The following is a 17,796-nucleotide window of genomic DNA, read 5'->3' as shown; positions in this document are numbered from 1 at the left end:
ACCGCGACCACCGGTCAACGCCTGGCCCTGTTCGCCCGCGACAAAGGCTGCACCCGCCCCGACTGCACACGGCCCGCCGCCGACTGCCAAGCCCACCACGCCGTCACCGACTGGCGTCACGGCGGCCGCACCGATATCACCGACCTCACGTTGGCCTGCGGACCCGACAACCGCCTGGCCACCGACGGTGGCTGGACCACCACCATGAAAAACGGCCGAGCGCACTGGACCCCACCACCACTACTGGACGTCGGACAACCCCGCACCAACACCATCTACCAACCCCAGCTCTACCCCACCGAGGGCGAGGATGGCGACGGTGAAAGTGACAGTCCGACAAACTGATTGACCGCTGCGCGATGCCAAATCACCGCAGAGGCGGTCCGCGCGCGGATGTCGGGAGCCAGCGTCAGCCGCCGATGAGGCGCTGCAGTTCGTCCCACGCCGCCCGCCGTTGTGCCTCCGCGTCGTCGCGGAGCTGACGGACCTGTTCGCCATGCGCGGTGCTGCGGTCCCGCAGGGCCTCCAGGTCGACGATGAGTCGGCGCCGTAGTTCACCTTCGGGTCCGTCGCTGCCGAGTACGTTGAGCTGCTCCGAGATTCGGCTCTGTGCCTCGTAGTCACCCGAGCGCGCCGCCTGGACTTGCTCGGCTTCGGATTCCAGCCGCTCGGCAGCCGCCCACCGGTCCAAGACACCGCCGAGCGCAGTGATGGTGGTCGCGTCGAGTGACCGGTCGGCGAGCCACTCTTCGAGTTGACCCGGCGCGAGATGCTCGTAGGCGATCTCGCTCGACAGCGGCCAGCTTTCCAGCACTGCCGCTTCAACCGCCTGGTGGCCCGCCGCGGTGACCGTGATGCGGTGGTTGGTCCCGTCGTCGGCGATCGCGGTGACGTTGTTCCGTGGTTCGACGCCACGCCCCTGAACACGGGCGATTTCGAAGATCACCTCGACAGGTTCGGCATGGTCGTTCTCGACCCGCAGGGTGTGCAGCTGCTCGCGGCGCTGCTCGTGCACCAGGGCGGCGCGGGCGAGCCGCACCCTGGCCGTGACGTCGCTGACGGCCGAGGTGTGCCGGCAACGCACCGCAAGGTCTTTCGCGAACGGCAGCCGCACCTTCGCGTCACGGGCGGTGAAGGGCACCATCGCTTCACCGGCATAGGCGTCCTGCTCGTAGATGACCGCGGGACCTTCCTCGAGCACGATGCCCGCGGTATTGGTGAAGGCGAGCACGATCTCGGGGGAGCCGTCGTGGCCGTGCCACACCAACTCGCGCCGGACACCGTCGACGGCCTGGACCGCCAGCGGAATCATCGACGCACCACCGCGCTTGAGCGACACCGGGGTGCTCAGCCGGTATTCGAAATACTCACCGCGGTCAGCGGTTTCGACATCGTCGACGGCATCGGCATAGGCATCGAAATATCCCGCACCGGCAGGAGCGGGCATCGCCATCGACGCCGGGACTGCGCCCAGAGACCCAGCCTTCGCCGCGACCGGCACGGGCACAGGAGCCGCGCCGCGGCGGCTTTCCTCGACGACCTCTCGATGGACGTGCTTGCTCCGGTACAGGTCGATATCGAAGGAGACGGGCTCGCCGGTGGTCAGGGTCAGCTCGATGTCGGTGAGGTCCTCGTCGACCGGGTTGTGCACGATGCCCATCGCGGTCAGCACCAGACTGTCACCGTCGCGCACCAGCCGGTACGACAGCCGCCACAGCGGAGCCGGCACCACATAGGACACCTGGACGGTCCCGCTGCCTCGAACCTGTACGCCCAGTTGGCAATGCTGGCCCGCGGTCAGGGCGCGGGAGCGGTCGATCAGGTACTCAAGGTCGGCGCGGGATGGCTCCTCGAGCAGCGTCAGCCCGTCGGCGGTGGCCAGATCCAGCACGCTGACCGACCCGGTCTCGGTGCGCAACACCAGAACCCGGCGGTCCGCACCGGAATCGTCGACGCCGATCACCTCGCCGCGATGGCGGGTCTCGCCACAACTGATCTCGACGCCGCGACCGCGCAGCCCGTCGAGCAGCCCGAGCAGCGCGCTGCCCGACTCCAACAGCAGACCACGGTCGGCGAGCTGGGTGCGCGGGTCGGTCGGGGTGTCGAACGAGACCGCTCCGACGGCCAGCTCGGTGCCAGTGCCGGTGATCGACAGCGACTTCAGCACGTCCTTCATCTGGGCGTGGCGGAATGTCAGTGCGAAATCACCGTCGACCGGACCGCTGCGTTCGACCAGCGCCATGCCGTGCTTGTACATGACCAGGCGATTGACTCGAGGGCTTTCGCTCATGTACGGAAACCCTAGTGGCCCAATCGAATCAGTGTGGGTAATACCGCGGGGTGAACACCCGGTCGCCGTCGGCGGTGGTGTGCCACACCGTCTGTGACGACCCGATGATCAGCATGCAGCGCATGTCGATCTCGGCCGGGTTGAGTTCGGCCAGGCGCACCACCCGCACGGATTCGTTCGGTCCGGCGACGTCACGGCCGATGACGACGGGGGTGTTGGGGTCGCGGTATTCCAGCAGCAGGTCCTGCATGGCGGCCACCTGCCAGGTGCGGGTCTTCGACGCCGGGTTGTAGATGGCCAGCACCAGATCGGCGCGGGCGGCGGCGGTGAGCCGTTCGGCGATGATGTCCCACGGCTTGAGGCGGTCGGACAGCGAGATCACCGCGTAGTCGTGGCCGAGCGGCGCACCGACCCGGCTGGCGACGGCCTGCGCGGCGGTCATCGCCGGGATCACCCGGACCTCGACGCCCGGCCACTGCCGGGCCTCTTCGAGCACCGCGGTCGCCATCGCGAACACCCCGGGGTCGCCAGAGGACACCACCGCGACGGTCCGGCCCTGCTGGGCCAGCTTGCACGCCAGCTCGGCGCGCGCCCGCTCGTCGGTGTTGTCGCTCGGGTGGCGCTGCTGGCCGGGACGATCCGGCACCCGGTCCAGGTACGGCCCGTAGCCGATCAGATCGGTGGCCGCTGCCAGCTCGCGACGGGTCTGGGCCGTCGTCCACTCCGGGTCGCCCGGACCCAGCCCGACCACCACGACGCTGCCGACCGGGGTCTCTGCACGACGAGAACCCGGCAGGATGGCGATCGAGAAGTACGGCACCGTCGCGGCGTCGACGTCGGCGGCCGGCAGTACCCGCTGTGCCTCGGTGCTCGCACGCTCCACATAGAACGCTTCGTCCAGCCGTCCGGCCGACGAAAGCGCCTGCCGCACAGCCGGATACGACCGGCCCAGCTTCATCACGACGGCGGCGTCGGTGTCGGCCAGCCGGCGCTGCAGCTCGCCCGCAGGCAGGGTGCCGGGCAGGATGGTGAGGACCTGTTCGCCCTGCACCAGCGGCGTCGAGATCGCGGCCGACGCGGCGCTGACGGACGTCACGCCCGGCACGATCACCGCGTGGAACCGTTCGGTCAACCGGGTGTGCATGTGCATGTAGGAGCTGTAGAACAGCGGATCGCCCTCGGCGAGCAGCGCGACGTTGCGGCCGGCCGCCAGATGGGTGGCGATACGCTCGGCGGCCTCGGCGTAGAAGTCTTCGATCGCGCCGTCGTACCCGCCCGGGTGCGACGTGGTCTCGGTCGTCACCGGGTAGACGAGGTGCTCCTCGATCTGGCCGGGACGCAGATACGGTTCGGCGATGCGTCGCGCGATGCTGTGGCCGTGCCGCGCGCTGTGGTAGGCCACCACATCGGCCTCGCCGATCAGCCGGGCGGCCTTGACCGTCACCAGTTCCGGGTCGCCTGGGCCGAGGCCGACACCGTAGAGGGTTCCCGTTGTCATTCGGTTTCACTCGCAATCGCATTCACCGCGGCGGCGGCCATGGCACTACCGCCACGCCGCCCCGTCACCACCAGATAGTCCATGCCGCGCGGCCGCGCGATCAGTTCGTCCTTCGACTGCGCCGAGCCGACGAAGCCGACCGGGCCGCCGAGCACCGCGGCAGGCACGGGCGCGCCCTCGTCCAGCAACTCCAGCAGCCGGAACAAGGCGGTCGGCGCATTGCCGATGGCCAGCACGGCACCGCCGAGCCGGTCGGCCCACAGATCGACGGCCGCCGCCGAACGGGTGCTGCCGAGCTTCGCGGCCATGGCAGGCGCGCCCGGATCGGCCACCAGCGACACCACCTCGTTGTCGGCGGGCAGCCGCGAGCGGGTGATGCCCGCCGCCACCATCGACGAGTCGCACAGGATCGGGGCACCGGCCGCCAGGGCCGCATAGGTGCGGGCCACCACGTCGTCGGTGTAGGCGACGTGCTCGGTGACGTCGACCTGGCCGCAGGTGTGGATCAGACGTACGACGACGCGTGAGACGTCGTCGGGAAATCGCGCCAGATCCGCCTCGGCGCGGATCGTCGCGAACGACTGCCGGTAGATCTCCGCAGCGTCGCGGACGTAGTCGAGCACCCGATAACCCTACGGGTGGCGTGGTTCGTACCCCGAGTTGGTCGCCACCAGCACCTCGCCGATGGCCGGGCTGCCGCACGCGCGCTCGCAGCCCACGAAATGCCGGCGGCCACCGGGCTCGCCCGCTGCCGCGGCCGCTGCGGCGTCACTGCGGACGTCGGCCAGTGACTTGGCGCACCCCGGACTCCCGGTGCAGGCACTGATCGACAGCCAGGGGGAGTGCGCGTCGAAAATCAGACCCATCGGCGCCAGCACCCGCAGGGCAGTGTCGGCGACGCCCTCTTCGAGGTCACAGATGAGTAACGAGCGCCATGGCGTGACCACGATCGGGGCGGTGATGGCTGCCACAAACTCGGCGGTACGGGCCTGCAGCACACCCAGCGGGGCGGCCGCGCCCAACGTGATCCGGCCGTCGTCCTGGGTGATCCAGCCGACGGGCGGCGCGTCGATCGGTGGCCACGTCGTACCTGACGGCTCGGTGGGACGCAATTGCGCCCCGGCCAGGAGCTCATCGGCATTGTCCAGTTCGCTTGTCCGCCAGCGGTTCCCGCGAATATCCAGGAATGAGGTGGCCAGGTCCAGCAGGGTGTCCGCGGCGTGCGCGGCGGGTATGCGAACCCCGGTATCGCGGCCCGCCACCAGCACGGCGGCGGTGTCGGGGGACACCAGATGGGTGCTCACATCGGGTGCCAGGCCAGAGATGTCGCCGCGGCCGTCGTCGGCCCCGAACCAGAACCGACCGGGCAAATCGGCCAGGTCAGGGCGTTTTTGCAGGCCGGAATCAAGGTCGCGCACGACGTCGCGGATGTCGCCAAGGCCGCCACTGCGGCCCGACAGCGGCGACGCCACGATGTTCCGGACGCGTTCGTGGGTGGCCGAGGGCAGCAGGCCCGCCGAATCGACCGCTGTCGCCAATCCCGCCTCGTCGTGGATCCCGCGCACCTGGATGTTGCCGCGCGAGGTCAGTTCCATTGCCGGCGAACCGAATTCGGCGGCGGAGTGGGCCAGCGCCGCCAGTTGTGCGGCGGTGATCATGCCGCCGGCCAGGCGGATGCGGGCCAGGCCGCCGTCAGCTGCCTGGTGCACCTGCAGGGCACCTGGGCAGGCGTCGTCGTCACGCGTCCGAATCACCTTGTCCACGTTACGTTGTACCGCAAATTGTGAAATAGGTCACTGCCGTTTCCGGCCTGTTCCGTGGCTTACAAGTCCCTTGTTTTCAATGCATCCGCCCGTACCGTGGGAGACGAACTTCCGTTTGCTACACCGCATTCGGATGACCTAAGGAGGGACGCAATGTCCGATTTCGCTCTCTACGCAGGTGGCGTCTTCGCGCTCATCGTGGCCGCCGGCCTGCCCTACCAGGGCAAGACGTGGTACTCGCGCTGGCAGACCACTGAGCGCTAATTCAGCGCCGTAGATAAGACCGCCGACGGGGTGGGTTGCATGGCAACCCGCCCCGTTGCGCTTTTTCGCCCACGCAAGGGGCACGACCGCGCGACCACGTCGGTGCTGTACGAATAGTCAGTGCCGACCGTACTGCTGCTCTCCACGTCCGACACCGATCTGATCACCGCCCGCGCCAGCGGGGGGCAGTACCGATGGGCCAATCCGTCCCGGCTGATCGCCGGGGAACTGCAGGACCTGCTGGCCGGCGCGGACCTGGCGGTCGTTCGGGTACTGGGTGGTTATCGCACCTGGCAGGACGATATCGATGCCGTCGTCGCCAGCGGGGTCCCGACTGTGGTGCTGTCGGGGGAGCAGGCGCCCGACGCCGACCTGATGAGCCACTCAACCGTCCCGGCGGGCGTCGCCCTTCAGGCGCACATCTATCTGGCGCAGGGCGGCACCGAGAATCTGCGCAATCTGCATGCTTTTCTCTCTGACACTGTCCTGATGACCGGGTTCGGTTTCGGCGAGCCCGTATCGGCTCCGAGTTGGGGGCTGCTGCAGCGCTCGTCGGATGCTGAGGGTCCGACGGTCGCGGTGCTCTACTACCGGGCCCAGCAGCTGGCCGGCAACACCGCCTACATCGATGCGCTGTGTGGTGCCATCGAGCAGGCCGGCGGCCGTCCGCTGCCGATCTTCTGTGCCTCGCTGCGTACCGCCGAGCCCGAGCTCATCGAGCTGCTGGGGACCGCCGACGCCCTGATCACGACGGTGCTCGCGGCTGGCGGCGCGACCCCGGCCACCGCGAGCGCAGGCGGCGATGACGACAACTGGAACGTCGCGCACCTGGCGGCCCTCGACATCCCGATCCTGCAGGGCCTGTGCCTTACCAGCTCGCGCGCGCAATGGGACGAGAACGACGACGGGCTGACGCCGCTGGACGTCGCGTCGCAGGTGGCGGTGCCCGAGTTCGACGGCCGCATCATCACCGTCCCGTTCTCGTTCAAGGAGATCGACAGCGAGGGGCTGATCTCGTACGTCGCCGACCCCGAGCGCTGCGAGCGGGTGGCCCGACTCGCCGTCCGGCACGCCCGGCTGAAGTACATCGAGCCGGCCGACAAGCGCGTCGCGCTCGTGTTCTCGGCCTACCCGACCAAGCACGCCCGCATCGGCAACGCCGTCGGCCTCGACACCCCGGCCAGCGCCGTCGCGCTGCTGCGCGCCATGCGCGAGGCCGGCTACCGTATCGGTGACGTCCCTGGCGTCGACGCCGAAGATGGTGACGCCCTCATCCACGCCATGATCGAGCGCGGCGGGCAGGATCCCGACTGGCTCAGCACCGAAGCGCTCGAAGCCAATCCTGTTCGGGTGTCCGCCAAGGACTACCGGGCGTGGTTCGCGACCCTGCCGGCCGAACTCACCGATGCCGTCACCGAGCACTGGGGCGCGGCGCCGGGCGAGCTGTTCGTCGACCGCAGCAACGACCCGGACGGCGAAATCGTCATCGCCGCAATGGTTTCCGACAACATCGTGCTGATCGTCCAGCCGCCGCGTGGCTTCGGCGAGAACCCCGTCGCGATCTACCACGATCCGGACCTGCCGCCGAGCCACCACTACCTGGCCGCCTACCACTGGATCAACAGGCACTTCGGCGCCGACGTGATGGTCCACCTGGGCAAGCACGGCAACCTGGAATGGCTGCCCGGCAAGACCCTCGGCATGTCCGCGGCGTGCGGCACCGACGCCGCGCTCGGTGACCTGCCGCTGGTGTACCCGTTCCTGGTCAACGATCCCGGTGAGGGCACGCAGGCCAAGCGCCGGGCGCACGCGGTGTTGGTCGATCACCTGATCCCGCCGATGGCCCGCGCCGAGACCTACGGCGACATCGCGCGTCTGGAGCAGCTGCTCGACGAGCACTCCAACATCTCGGCCCTGGACCCCGGCAAGCTGCCGGCCATCCGCCAGCAGATCTGGACGCTGATGCGCGCCGCCAAGATGGACCACGACCTGGGGCTGGAGGACCGGCCCGACGAGGACGTGTTCGACGACATGCTGCTGCACGTCGACGGCTGGCTGTGCGAGATCAAGGACGTCCAGATCCGCGATGGCCTGCACATCCTGGGCCAGGCACCGACCGGCGAGGCCGAACTGGACCTCGTGCTCGCCATCCTGCGGGCGCGCCAGCTGTTCGGCGGCGAGCAGTCGGTGCCGGGGCTGCGCGAGGCGCTGGGCCTGGCCGAGGACGGTTCTGCTGCACGCGAAGCCGTCGACACCGCGGAGAGTCAGGCCCGCGAGCTGGTCGCGGCACTGCAGGCGTCTGGCTGGGACGCCGCCGCCGTCGATGGCATCACCGACAACGCTGAAGTCGCCAAGGTGCTGCGGTTCGCCGCCACCGAGGTGGTGCCGCGGCTGCGTGGCACCGACCGGGAGATCGAGCAGATCCTGCACGCGCTCGGCGGCGGGTTCATCGCGGCCGGGCCGTCGGGCTCACCGCTGCGCGGGCTGGTGAACGTGCTGCCCACGGGCCGCAACTTCTACTCCGTCGACCCCAAGGCCGTGCCGTCGAAGCTGGCGTGGGAAACCGGTGTGGCGATGGCGGATTCGCTGCTGGAGCGCTACCGCACCGACTACGGCCGCTGGCCTGAGTCCGTCGGGCTCTCGGTGTGGGGCACCTCGGCCATGCGTACCGCCGGCGACGACATCGCCGAAGTGCTTGCGCTGCTGGGCGTTCGGCCCATCTGGGACGACGCGTCGCGCCGCGTGGTCGGGCTGGAGCCCATCGCGCTGGCCGAACTCGGCCGTCCCCGCATCGACGTCACGGTCCGTATCTCGGGCTTCTTCCGCGATGCCTTTCCGCACGTGGTGACCATGCTCGACGACGCCGTCCAACTCGTCGCGGGCCTGGACGAAGCCGCCGAGGACAACTACGTGCGCGCCCACTCGCAGGTCGACGTCGCCGATCACGGCGACCAAAGGCGCGCCACCACAAGGATTTTCGGCTCCAAGCCGGGAACCTACGGCGCCGGGCTGCTGCAGCTCATCGACAGCCGCAACTGGCGCGACGACGCCGACCTGGCCCAGGTGTACACGGCGTGGGGCGGCTTCGCCTACGGCCGCGGTCTCGACGGCGCCCCGGCGACCGACGACATGAACCGGGCCTACCGGCGAATCTCGGTGGCGGCCAAGAACACCGACACCCGCGAGCACGACATCGCCGACTCCGACGACTACTTCCAGTACCACGGCGGCATGGTCGCCACGGTGCGCGCGCTGACGGGCAAGGACCCCGCCGCGTACATCGGCGACAACACCCGGCCCGACGCGGTGCGTACCCGCACGCTGTCGGAGGAGACGACGCGCGTGTTCCGGGCCCGGGTCGTCAACCCGCGCTGGATGACCGCCATGCGCCGGCACGGCTACAAGGGCGCGTTCGAGATGGCGGCCACCGTCGACTACCTGTTCGGGTACGACGCCACCGCGGGCGTCATGGCCGACTGGATGTACGAGCAGCTGACGCAGAGCTACGTGCTGGACCCGGAGAACCGCAAGTTCATGTCCGAGTCCAACCCGTGGGCGCTGCACGGCATGGCCGAGCGGCTCCTGGAAGCGGCCGGCCGTGGCATGTGGGCCGCGCCGGAGTCCGAGACCCTGGACGGGCTCAAGCAGGTGCTGCTGGAGACCGAGGGGGAGCTGGAAGGGTGATTTCGGCGTGATTCGTAACCGTCCGCGATACGAATCACGCCCAAGTCGCGACGCCCGACTAACCTCATCGCTATGGCTCTCACCTTCGCCGACGTCGCCACCGCGAACTACGTCCTGCTGACCACTTTCACCAAGGACGGTCGCCCGAAGCCCACCGCCGTCTGGGCGGTTCCGGACGGTGACCGGCTGCTGGTCATCTCCGAGGCCAAGGCGTGGAAAGTCAAGCGAATCCGGAACACTCCGCGCGTCACCGTCGCCAAGTGCGACATGCGCGGCAACCCCAAGAGCGAGGCCGTCGAGGCCAAGGCGGCGATCCTGGACCAGTCGCAGGTCGGCGCCGTCTACGACGGCATCGGCAAGCGCTACGGGTTGATCGGCAAGGCCTTCAACTTCTTCTCCAAGCTGCGCGGCGGCATGGAGAACAACGTCGCGCTGGAGCTGCGGGCCGCATAGTGAGTCAATTCCCTGCCGGCGCGCCAAAGTTGCCGCGCCACAAGGACATCGGCCGACTGCTGCTGAACTGTCCGGACCGCCGCGGCGTGATCGCCGCGGTGTCGACGTTCCTGACCCGCTCGGGCGCCAACATCATCTCGCTGGACCAGCATTCGACGGCTCCAGAAGACGGTGTCTTCCTGCAGCGCACCGTCTTCCACCTGCCGGGGCTGGCTGCCGCCCAACCCGAGCTGGAGCGCGAATTCGCCGCGGTGGCAGAAGAATTCGACATGGACTACCGGTTCACCGATGCGTCCAAACCCAAACGTGTGGCCATCATGGCCTCGACTGCCGACCACTGCCTGCTCGACCTGCTGTGGCGCAACCGCCGCGGCGAACTCGACATGACGGTGGTGATGGTGATCTCCAACCACGCTGACCTGGCCGAGCAGGTTCGGGCGTTCGGGGTGCCGTTCGTGCACATTCCGGCGACCCGGGACATCCGGGAACAGGCCGAACAGCGTCAGCTGGAGCTGCTCAAGGGCAATGTCGATCTGGTGGTGCTGGCCCGGTACATGCAGATCATCACGCCGGGGTTCCTCGACGTCATCGGGTGTCCGCTGATCAACATCCACCATTCGTTCTTGCCGGCATTCGTCGGCGCCACGCCGTACCGGCGGGCCAAGGAGCGCGGCGTGAAGCTGATCGGCGCCACGGCGCACTATGTCACCGAGGACCTGGACGAAGGCCCGATCATCGAGCAGGACGTGGTGCGGGTCGACCACAACGACAGCGTCGAAGAGCTCGTGCGGCTCGGCGCCGACGTGGAACGAGCGGTGCTGTCCCGGGCGGTGCTGTGGCACTGCCAGGACCGCATCCTGTGCCACGGAAACGAAACCGTGGTCTTCTGATTCTGCAGCAACCTTCAACCTGCCATACAGTGGAGGTCTAGCTCAATGATGAGTGTCTTATTGAAATCGCAGCAAAGGCTTGTTATCCATGGCTCCGGCATTTGAAGATGTGTACGGCGAGAAGTACCTGCTCCTCACGACCTTCACGAAGGACGGGCGGCCGAAGCCCACTCCGGTCTGGGGTGTGCCGCACGAAGGCAAGCTGCTGATCAGCACCGACGACGGCTCGTGGAAGACCAAACGGATCAAGAACACCCCGCGGGTCACCATCCAGAAGTGCGGCGCGCTGGGCAAGGTCAAGGGCGAACCGGTCGAGGCCATCGCGCACAATCTGCCGAAGTCCGAGACCAAGCGGGTATTCGACATGGTGACCAGGCGCTACTGGTGGCATGCCTGGTGGTGGGTCCCGCAGGCCATCGTCCGAGGCGGTGTCGACAAGGTGCACGCGGCCATCGAGGTGGAGCCAGTTCCCGCCATCTAGGAACCAATTCCGGCGTTTCGGCGTTGTCCACTGCATGGCGATGCGACTATTTCTGGTTTACGCGCTCGTCGAGGTCGCGGTGCTGGCAGTCCTGGCCTCGACCATCGGTGTGGCTTGGACACTACTGGCGCTGTTGGTCACCTTTGCCGCTGGTCTGGCCATCGCAGGCACCCAGCTCACCCGGCATTTCAGCAGGTTGTCCGAGGCGCTGAGCGCTCGATCCACCGACCCGACGCTGGCCACGGACAGTGTCTTGGTGGCCCTCGGCACGGTGCTGGTTGTCGTCCCCGGGCTGGCCAGCTCGGTGCTCGGCGCGCTGATGTTGGTGCCGTTCACCCGGCGCGCGGTACGGCCGGCGGCTAACGCTCTGTTCGGCCGACGGTTGACCCCGATGGACTTCCCGACGCAGGTGATCTACATCAATCACGACGAGCGCTACCGCGGTCGCGGCGAGTACATCGACGGGGAAGTGATCGACGTCATCGACAGCTCACCGGTCGCTGTGCACCGGCAGGCCGGCTGAACGGACTAACGTCTCACCTTCGTGACGACCTTTGCGACGACGCTGCTGCTCGGCGGTCGTATTCATAGCCCGGCTGCGCCCGACGCCACCGCGATCGCAATCCGCGACGGAGTGGTGGCCTGGCTCGGTTCCGATGACGTCGGCCGGGCGCTGCATCCCGATGCCGCCGTCGTCGACCTCGAAGGTGGGTTCGTGGCCCCGGCGTTCGTCGACAGCCACGTGCACCTGACCGCCACCGGACTCACCGTGGCCGGACTGGACCTGCGCACCGCGACGTCGCTGCCGGATCTGCTAACCCTGCTGGCCGAGCACGCCGCGCAGCAGCCGGACGGCGTCATCTGGGGCCACGGCTGGGACGAATCGGGCTGGCCCGAACGCGTCATCCCGACCACCGCGGACCTCGACGGAGTGCTCGGCGGGCGGCCCGCGTACCTGGCCCGGGTCGACGTGCACTCGGCGGTCGCGACGACCGGCCTGCGGCAGCTGGTGCCCGGGCTCGCCGACAGCGCGGGTTTCTCCGAGCAGGGCCCACTGACCGCGGACGCGCACCACCGCGTGCGGGCCGCGGCCCGCAACCTGCTCAGCGCCACGCAGCGCCGCGGCGCCCAACGCGCCGCGCTCGACCTGGCCGCGCGCAACGGCATCGTCGCGGTGCATGAGTGCGCGGGCCCTGAGATCGGCGGCCTCGACGACTGGGCCGATCTGCGCGCCACCGAACACGGCGTCGACATCGTCGGCTACTGGGGCGAGGCGGTCGACACCGCCGCAGCGGCCCGCGACCTGATGAACCGGACCGGAGCCCACGGCCTGGCCGGCGACCTCTTCATCGACGGCGCGCTCGGCTCGCGGACCGCCTGGCTGCAGCAGCCCTACGCCGACGCGCCCGCCTGCTGTGGCAACACCTACCTGGACACCGACGCCGTCACCGCACACCTGCTGGCCTGCACCGAGGCCGGTATCACCGCCGGCTTCCACGTCATCGGCGACGCCGCGGTCGCTGCCGTCGTGGAAGCCCTGGACCGGACCGTGGCGGCTTTCGGGGCACCCGCGGTGGCGCGTTGCGGCCACCGGTTGGAGCACCTCGAGATGGTGGACGCCGAACAAGCGCGAAGGCTGGGATCGTGGGGCGTGGTCGCCAGCATGCAGCCGAATTTCGACGCGCTGTGGGGCGGCGCCGACGGGATGTACGCCCAACGTCTCGGTGTCGATCGAGCACAGGGTTTGAACCCGTTTGCGCTGTTAGCATCGCAAGGCGTGCCCCTCGCCTTCGGTTCGGACAGTCCCGTCACCAGCATCAATCCGTGGGAATCGGTGCGCGCCGCCATCAGCCACCGGACGTCCGGTAGCGCCATCTCGGCGCGGTCGGCGTTCCTCGCCGCCACCCGCGGCGCCTGGCGGGCCGGCGGTGTCCGCGACGGCATGACCGGGACGCTGGTGCCGGGGGCCGTCGCGTCGTACGCGGTGTGGCAGGTGCCCGGCGGCGCCGACGCCCTGGACGTCACCGCGCCGGCCGACGCCGTGCAGCGCTGGTCCACCGATCCGCGGTCGCGGGTACCCGCGCTACCTCCGCTGGGCCCTGACGACGAGCTGCCGACCTGCTTGCAGACCGTCCACCGCGGCGAGCAGATCCATGGCTGAGGGCCGCGACGGCGTGGAGGAAACCCTGGACGACAACGTCCAGGACGAGGCGGAGTCGCCCACGCCGGAAGAGCCCGAACAGCCGCAGGGTCCCGGCCGGGCCGCGCGGATCGTCGCCGGCGTGCGCCGGTTCTTCGAGCCCCGGTTGATGCGGTTGGCAGCGGCCGTCGTGGCCGGCCTGCTCTTGGGTGCGAGCTTCCCGCCCTTCGATCTCTGGTACCTGTCGTTCCCTGCGCTGGCGCTGCTGGCCTGGGCGCTGGTCGACGAACGCACAACGCCCGCAGGCGGTTTCGGCTACGGCATGCTCGCCGGCCTGGTGTTCTACGTGTTGTTGCTGCCGTGGATCAGCAATTTCGTCGGGCCGGTCCCGTGGCTGATGCTCGCCGCTCTGGAGGCGTTCTTCACCGGTGTGTTCGGGCTGACCGCGGTCCTCGTGCGGCGCCTGCCGGGCTGGCCCCTGTGGTTCGCCGCGCTCTGGGTGTCTGCGGAATGGCTCAAGTCGACCGTGCCGTTCGGGGGTTTCCCGTGGGGCGTCGTGGCCTTCAGCCAGACCGACAGCCCGCTGTTGCCGCTCGCCCAGGTCGGCGGTGCGCCGTTGGTGTCGTTCGCGGTGGCGCTGATCGGTTTCAGCGCGACAGCCATCGTGCTCGAGGCGGTCAGGCACTGGCGGCATGACCACCGCACGGGTGCCGCGGGCCCGCCGGAGGTGTTCATCCCCGGCATCTGCATCGCCATCGTCCTGCTGCTCACCGTGCTGGCCTGGCCGCACGTCCGCAAGGCCGGCGCTGGTGCGGGTGACGACCCCGCGATCAACGTCGCCGCCATTCAGGGCAACGTGCCGCGCCTCGGCCTGGACTTCAACGCCCAGCGCCGCGCGGTGCTCGACAACCACGTGCACGAGACCAAAGAACTGGCCGAGGACGTCCGTGCCGGCCGCGCACCGCAGCCGACGGTGGTGATCTGGCCGGAGAACTCGTCGGACATCGATCCGCTGGTCAATGCCGACGCCGCGGAGCTGATCTCGGCGGCGTCGTCCGCCATCCACGCGCCGATCCTGGTGGGCACCGTGCTGGCGGCGCCGGAATACACGCCGGAGCACCCGGTGACCACCAACTCGGTGATCGTGTGGAACGGGACCGACGGGCCGGGGGAGCGCCACGACAAGGCCATCGTGCAGCCGTTCGGCGAATACCTGCCGTGGCGCAGTTTCTTCCGGCTGCTGTCGCCGTACGCCGACCGGGCCGGCTACTTCGTGCCGGGCAACGGCAGCGGCGTCGTCACCGCCGCCGGGGTGCCGATCGGGGTGACGACCTGCTGGGAGGTCATCTTCGACCGCGCCGCGCGGCAGTCGGTGCTCAACGGTGCGCAGCTGCTCGCGGTTCCCGCCAACAACGCGACGTTCGACGAGCCGATGAGCGTGCAGCAGCTGGCGTTCGCCCGGCTGCGGGCCGTCGAACACGACCGGTACGTGATCGTCGCGGGCACCACGGGGATCAGCGCGGTGGTCGCGCCGAACGGCCAAGTCCTGCAGCGGACGGAGTTCTTCCAACCCGCCTATCTGGACCGGCAGGTGCGCTTGAAGACCGATCTGACCTTCGCCACGCGGTGGGGACTGGTCATCAACAGTGTGCTCATCGGGGTCGGCGTTGCGGCTCTTCTGGCGGCCATGCTGCACAATAGGAAGCTCGTCCGCCGCCGCCAGGCGGCGGCGGAACATCAGGCCGGCAATGACGCCGCGATTGATACCGACACCGACGCCGACAACGAACAGGGGAACTGACCATGGGCGAAGATCGTCCGAGTCAGCGCACGCTGGTCATCATTCCGACCTACAACGAGCGCGAGAATCTGCCCTTGATCGTGGGCCGGGTGCACGCCGCCCGTCCGGACGTCCACGTGCTGGTCGTCGACGACGACAGCCCCGACGGCACCGGCCAGCTGGCCGATGAGCTGGCGCTGGCCGATCCGGACCGCCTGCACGTCATGCACCGGGCCGGCAAGGGCGGTCTGGGTGCCGCGTACCTCGCCGGGTTCGCCTGGGGCCTGGGCCGCGGCTACAGCGTCCTGGTCGAGATGGACGCCGACGGCAGCCATGCACCCGAGGAGCTGTACCGGCTGCTGGACGCTGTCGACGCCGGTGCCGACCTGTCGATCGGTTCGCGGTACGTGCCCGGCGGTGCCATCCGCAACTGGCCCCGTCGCCGGCTCGTCCTGTCGCGCACGGCGAACACCTATGCCCGCGTACTGCTGGGCGTCAAGATTCACGACATCACCGCCGGCTACCGCGCCTACCGGCACGACGTGCTGGAGAAGATCGGCCTCGACGACGTCGACTCGAAGGGCTACTGCTTCCAGATCGACCTGACCTGGCGTGCCATCAACGCGGGCTTCACCGTCGTCGAGGTGCCCATCACGTTCACCGAGCGCGAGCTGGGTGTGTCGAAGATGAGCGGCTCGAACATCCGCGAGGCCATGTCGCAGGTGGCCAAGTGGGGCATCCGCGGCCGGTTGGACCGGGCCCGCGGCATCGTCCGCTAGACAGTTACTCCGCGAGCAGACACAAAACTGTCGTTTTCCAGGCCAAAACGACAGTTTTACGTCTGTTCGCGAGACACAAAAAGCCCCGTGCAATGCACGGGGCTTTTTTGTCTGCGCAGTTAGCCGCGGCGGCGGGTCTTGATGAGCTCCAGCCGCTCCTTGAGCAGCTCTTCGAGCTCCTCGACGGAACGACGCTCGAGCAGCATGTCCCAGTGGGTACGCGGCGGCTTGACCTTCTTGGGCTCGGGCACGTCACCCTCGAGCAGGGTGCCTTCCATGCCGTTCTTGCACGCCCAGGTGCCGGGGATTTCCGCGTCGTCGGCGAACGGAACTTCGAATTCCTCGCCGTTGTCGGTGCGGTAACGGGCCACCTGCCGCGGCGCCAGGTCATGGTTACGGTCGGTCTCGTAGCTCACGGCTCCGAGGCGACTGCCTCTCAGGACACGATCAGCCATCGTCAATCACTCCCTTGGTATAGCGACAGGGAATCAACGCAGGCCAGCGCCGTGAAGTTCCCGACTCGATTGTCCATGATACCGGGGTTCGGACCGTCTCCCGATACAGTCACGATCGTGAGGCGGACATGAAGCGCTCGAAGGCCCAACCGTGCCGGTGGTGTGGCCGGGAGGTGGCCGACGCGGGCATGGGTCGTCGTCGCCAGTACTGCCGCCAGTCGTGCCGGCAGCGCGCCTATGAGCAGCGGGCCATGGTCAAGGGAACTTCGCTGGCCGAGGACTCGGTGGTGCTCAGCGCCGAGGAAGCAGCGGCCCTCTCGGACCGCGTTTATCAGGTACGGTGTGCGGCCGAGGACGTCGCGACGGCTGTTGCCGAAGGCGCCGGACCCACCGAATTGAAAGAGCTGTGTGAGGTGCTGTTGCAGGCCGCGAAAGACGCCGACGGTTGGCGCTGACGGCGCGCGCAGCGACGGGAAAGAATTGATGCATGACTGACGACCGTCGGCGGATCCACAAGCCGACCAAGTTCCTGGGCCGCGGCTTCGAGGCGTTCCACGACGTCGAGGACCCCGTCCAGGAGAGTCGCATCGCCCACGAGACGGCGGCTGCGCTGCTGGAACGGGTTCGCAGCTACCCGGATCCCGACGTGGTGTCGCGGCTGGTGGCCTACACCGACGAACACGGCATCGAGACCATCGCCGAGCTGTGGGCGGGTGCGGGTGCGCGCAGTCTGCCCGGCGCGTTGTGGCGGGTCTATCTGCTGCGGTTGTCGATCCGCGACGACCCGTACTCGGCCAGCCTGATGTTCGGCCGCGGCACGGAGGTGCTGCACTCGATCGACCCCGTTGTTGCCGGTGCCGAGACACCCGTGGGGCCCACGGAGATCCGGGAGCTCGCCGATCGCATCCTGCGCGGCGTGTTCGAGGGCGACTTCGCCGTCGCGCTGGAACGGGCGGCGGCGTACTGCCGGGTGAGTGCGGCCGGCTGCACGAGTCTGGCCGAGGACGCGACGACGACCGCGCCGGAGCGCGCCGCGGAGCTGACCGACCGCGCTGTGACGTTCACGCGCATCGCCAACGAGCTGCATGCCGCAGCTGCGCTGTGGCGCAGCAATTCGCTGGATTGACGCGGTGGCCGACGATGTCGGCGGACTACGTCCGAGAAGTTAAAGCCAGACCGCAGAACGCCTCTCGGCGGTAGGCCGCTCGTGGCGGCGAAATTTGGGGCCCGGGGTTACTGCGGCCTGGCGCTGTTCACTCTAGCGGATGATCGCGTGCGGCGAGCAATTCCCTGATGGCGTTGGGCGCTCATTTCAGGTG

16 protein-coding genes are annotated in these 17,796 nt (G+C 68.7%); 11 read left to right on the top strand and 5 right to left on the bottom strand.

Translation table 11 applies throughout. The annotated features are described in order from the left end of the window. Positions 1–345: HNH endonuclease signature motif containing protein (locus TL10_RS13870; protein ID WP_043986058.1), on the top strand; the 345-nt coding region annotated here is incomplete at its 5' end. Positions 346–409: 64 nt separating this feature from the next. Here TL10_RS13870 and TL10_RS13865 read toward each other — a convergent pair. Genes TL10_RS13865 through cobG form a run of 4 tightly spaced genes read right to left on the bottom strand, consistent with a single transcriptional unit; the run spans position 410 to position 5,542 of the window. Further along, on the bottom strand, positions 410–2,290 hold the full coding sequence (locus TL10_RS13865) for a hypothetical protein (protein WP_043986057.1): 1,881 nt from the start codon (positions 2,288–2,290) through the stop codon (positions 410–412). A gap of 28 nt (positions 2,291–2,318) precedes the next feature. Then, complete coding sequence (locus tag TL10_RS13860) at positions 2,319–3,788, bottom strand: precorrin-2 C(20)-methyltransferase (RefSeq protein ID WP_043986056.1); 1,470 nt, start codon at positions 3,786–3,788, stop codon at positions 2,319–2,321. Continuing rightward, complete coding sequence (locus TL10_RS13855; protein WP_043400912.1) at positions 3,785–4,411, bottom strand: precorrin-8X methylmutase; 627 nt, start codon at positions 4,409–4,411, stop codon at positions 3,785–3,787. The genes TL10_RS13860 and TL10_RS13855 overlap by 4 nt, the downstream gene beginning before the upstream one ends. A 9-nt stretch (positions 4,412–4,420) precedes the next feature. After that, positions 4,421–5,542 carry a precorrin-3B synthase gene (cobG, locus tag TL10_RS13850; RefSeq protein ID WP_043986075.1) on the bottom strand — a complete coding sequence of 374 codons (1,122 nt, stop codon included), beginning with the start codon at positions 5,540–5,542 and terminating at the stop codon, positions 4,421–4,423. A 393-nt stretch (positions 5,543–5,935) separates the two neighbouring features. Here cobG and cobN point away from each other — a divergent pair, with 393 nt between their 5' ends. The 8 genes from cobN (at position 5,936) to TL10_RS13810 (ending at position 16,022) form a co-directional block, all read left to right on the top strand. Beyond that, a complete protein-coding gene (gene cobN / locus TL10_RS13845) occupies positions 5,936–9,499 on the top strand; it encodes a cobaltochelatase subunit CobN (RefSeq protein WP_043986055.1) in 3,564 nt (1,187 codons plus the stop codon). Between the two features lie 72 nt (positions 9,500–9,571). Continuing rightward, positions 9,572–9,952: a PPOX class F420-dependent oxidoreductase gene (locus TL10_RS13840; RefSeq protein ID WP_043400906.1), complete on the top strand. Its 381-nt coding sequence runs from the start codon at positions 9,572–9,574 to the stop codon at positions 9,950–9,952. Further along, positions 9,949–10,842, top strand: a complete 894-nt coding sequence (purU, locus tag TL10_RS13835; protein WP_043986074.1) for a formyltetrahydrofolate deformylase — start codon at positions 9,949–9,951, stop codon at positions 10,840–10,842. Before TL10_RS13840 ends, purU begins: the two co-directional genes overlap by 4 nt. Positions 10,843–10,930: 88 nt before the next feature. Continuing rightward, positions 10,931–11,323 (top strand): PPOX class F420-dependent oxidoreductase, encoded by a 393-nt coding sequence (locus TL10_RS13830; protein WP_043986054.1) that lies wholly within the window; start codon positions 10,931–10,933, stop codon positions 11,321–11,323. A 34-nt stretch (positions 11,324–11,357) separates the two neighbouring features. Beyond that, entirely contained in the window at positions 11,358–11,846 is a 489-nt protein-coding gene (locus tag TL10_RS13825; protein ID WP_043986053.1) for an FxsA family protein, read from the top strand. A gap of 21 nt (positions 11,847–11,867) precedes the next feature. Then, on the top strand, positions 11,868–13,484 hold the full coding sequence (locus tag TL10_RS13820; RefSeq protein ID WP_043986052.1) for an amidohydrolase: 1,617 nt from the start codon (positions 11,868–11,870) through the stop codon (positions 13,482–13,484). Next, the gene (lnt, locus tag TL10_RS13815; protein WP_052506410.1) at positions 13,477–15,264 is read left to right on the top strand and encodes an apolipoprotein N-acyltransferase; all 1,788 of its coding nucleotides are present in this window, start codon (positions 13,477–13,479) and stop codon (positions 15,262–15,264) included. The genes TL10_RS13820 and lnt overlap by 8 nt, the downstream gene beginning before the upstream one ends. A gap of 2 nt (positions 15,265–15,266) precedes the next feature. Continuing rightward, positions 15,267–16,022, top strand: a complete 756-nt coding sequence (locus TL10_RS13810) for a polyprenol monophosphomannose synthase (RefSeq protein WP_043986051.1) — start codon at positions 15,267–15,269, stop codon at positions 16,020–16,022. A 119-nt stretch (positions 16,023–16,141) separates the two neighbouring features. On the opposite strand, the gene TL10_RS13805 is transcribed toward TL10_RS13810, so the two are convergent. After that, on the bottom strand, positions 16,142–16,477 hold the full coding sequence (locus TL10_RS13805) for an RNA polymerase-binding protein RbpA (RefSeq protein ID WP_043400890.1): 336 nt from the start codon (positions 16,475–16,477) through the stop codon (positions 16,142–16,144). 128 nt (positions 16,478–16,605) lie between these two features. On the opposite strand from TL10_RS13805, the gene TL10_RS13800 reads away from it, so the two are divergent. Continuing rightward, a complete protein-coding gene (locus tag TL10_RS13800) occupies positions 16,606–16,932 on the top strand; it encodes a hypothetical protein (RefSeq protein WP_043986050.1) in 327 nt (108 codons plus the stop codon). A 32-nt stretch (positions 16,933–16,964) separates the two neighbouring features. After that, positions 16,965–17,603: a hypothetical protein gene (locus TL10_RS13795; RefSeq protein WP_043398542.1), complete on the top strand. Its 639-nt coding sequence runs from the start codon at positions 16,965–16,967 to the stop codon at positions 17,601–17,603. Positions 17,604–17,796: the final 193 nt, after the last annotated feature.

Source organism: Mycolicibacterium llatzerense (genome assembly GCF_000878195.1).
Lineage (GTDB): Bacteria > Actinomycetota > Actinomycetes > Mycobacteriales > Mycobacteriaceae > Mycobacterium > Mycobacterium llatzerense.
This window is presented reverse-complemented; position numbering and strand designations above follow the sequence as displayed.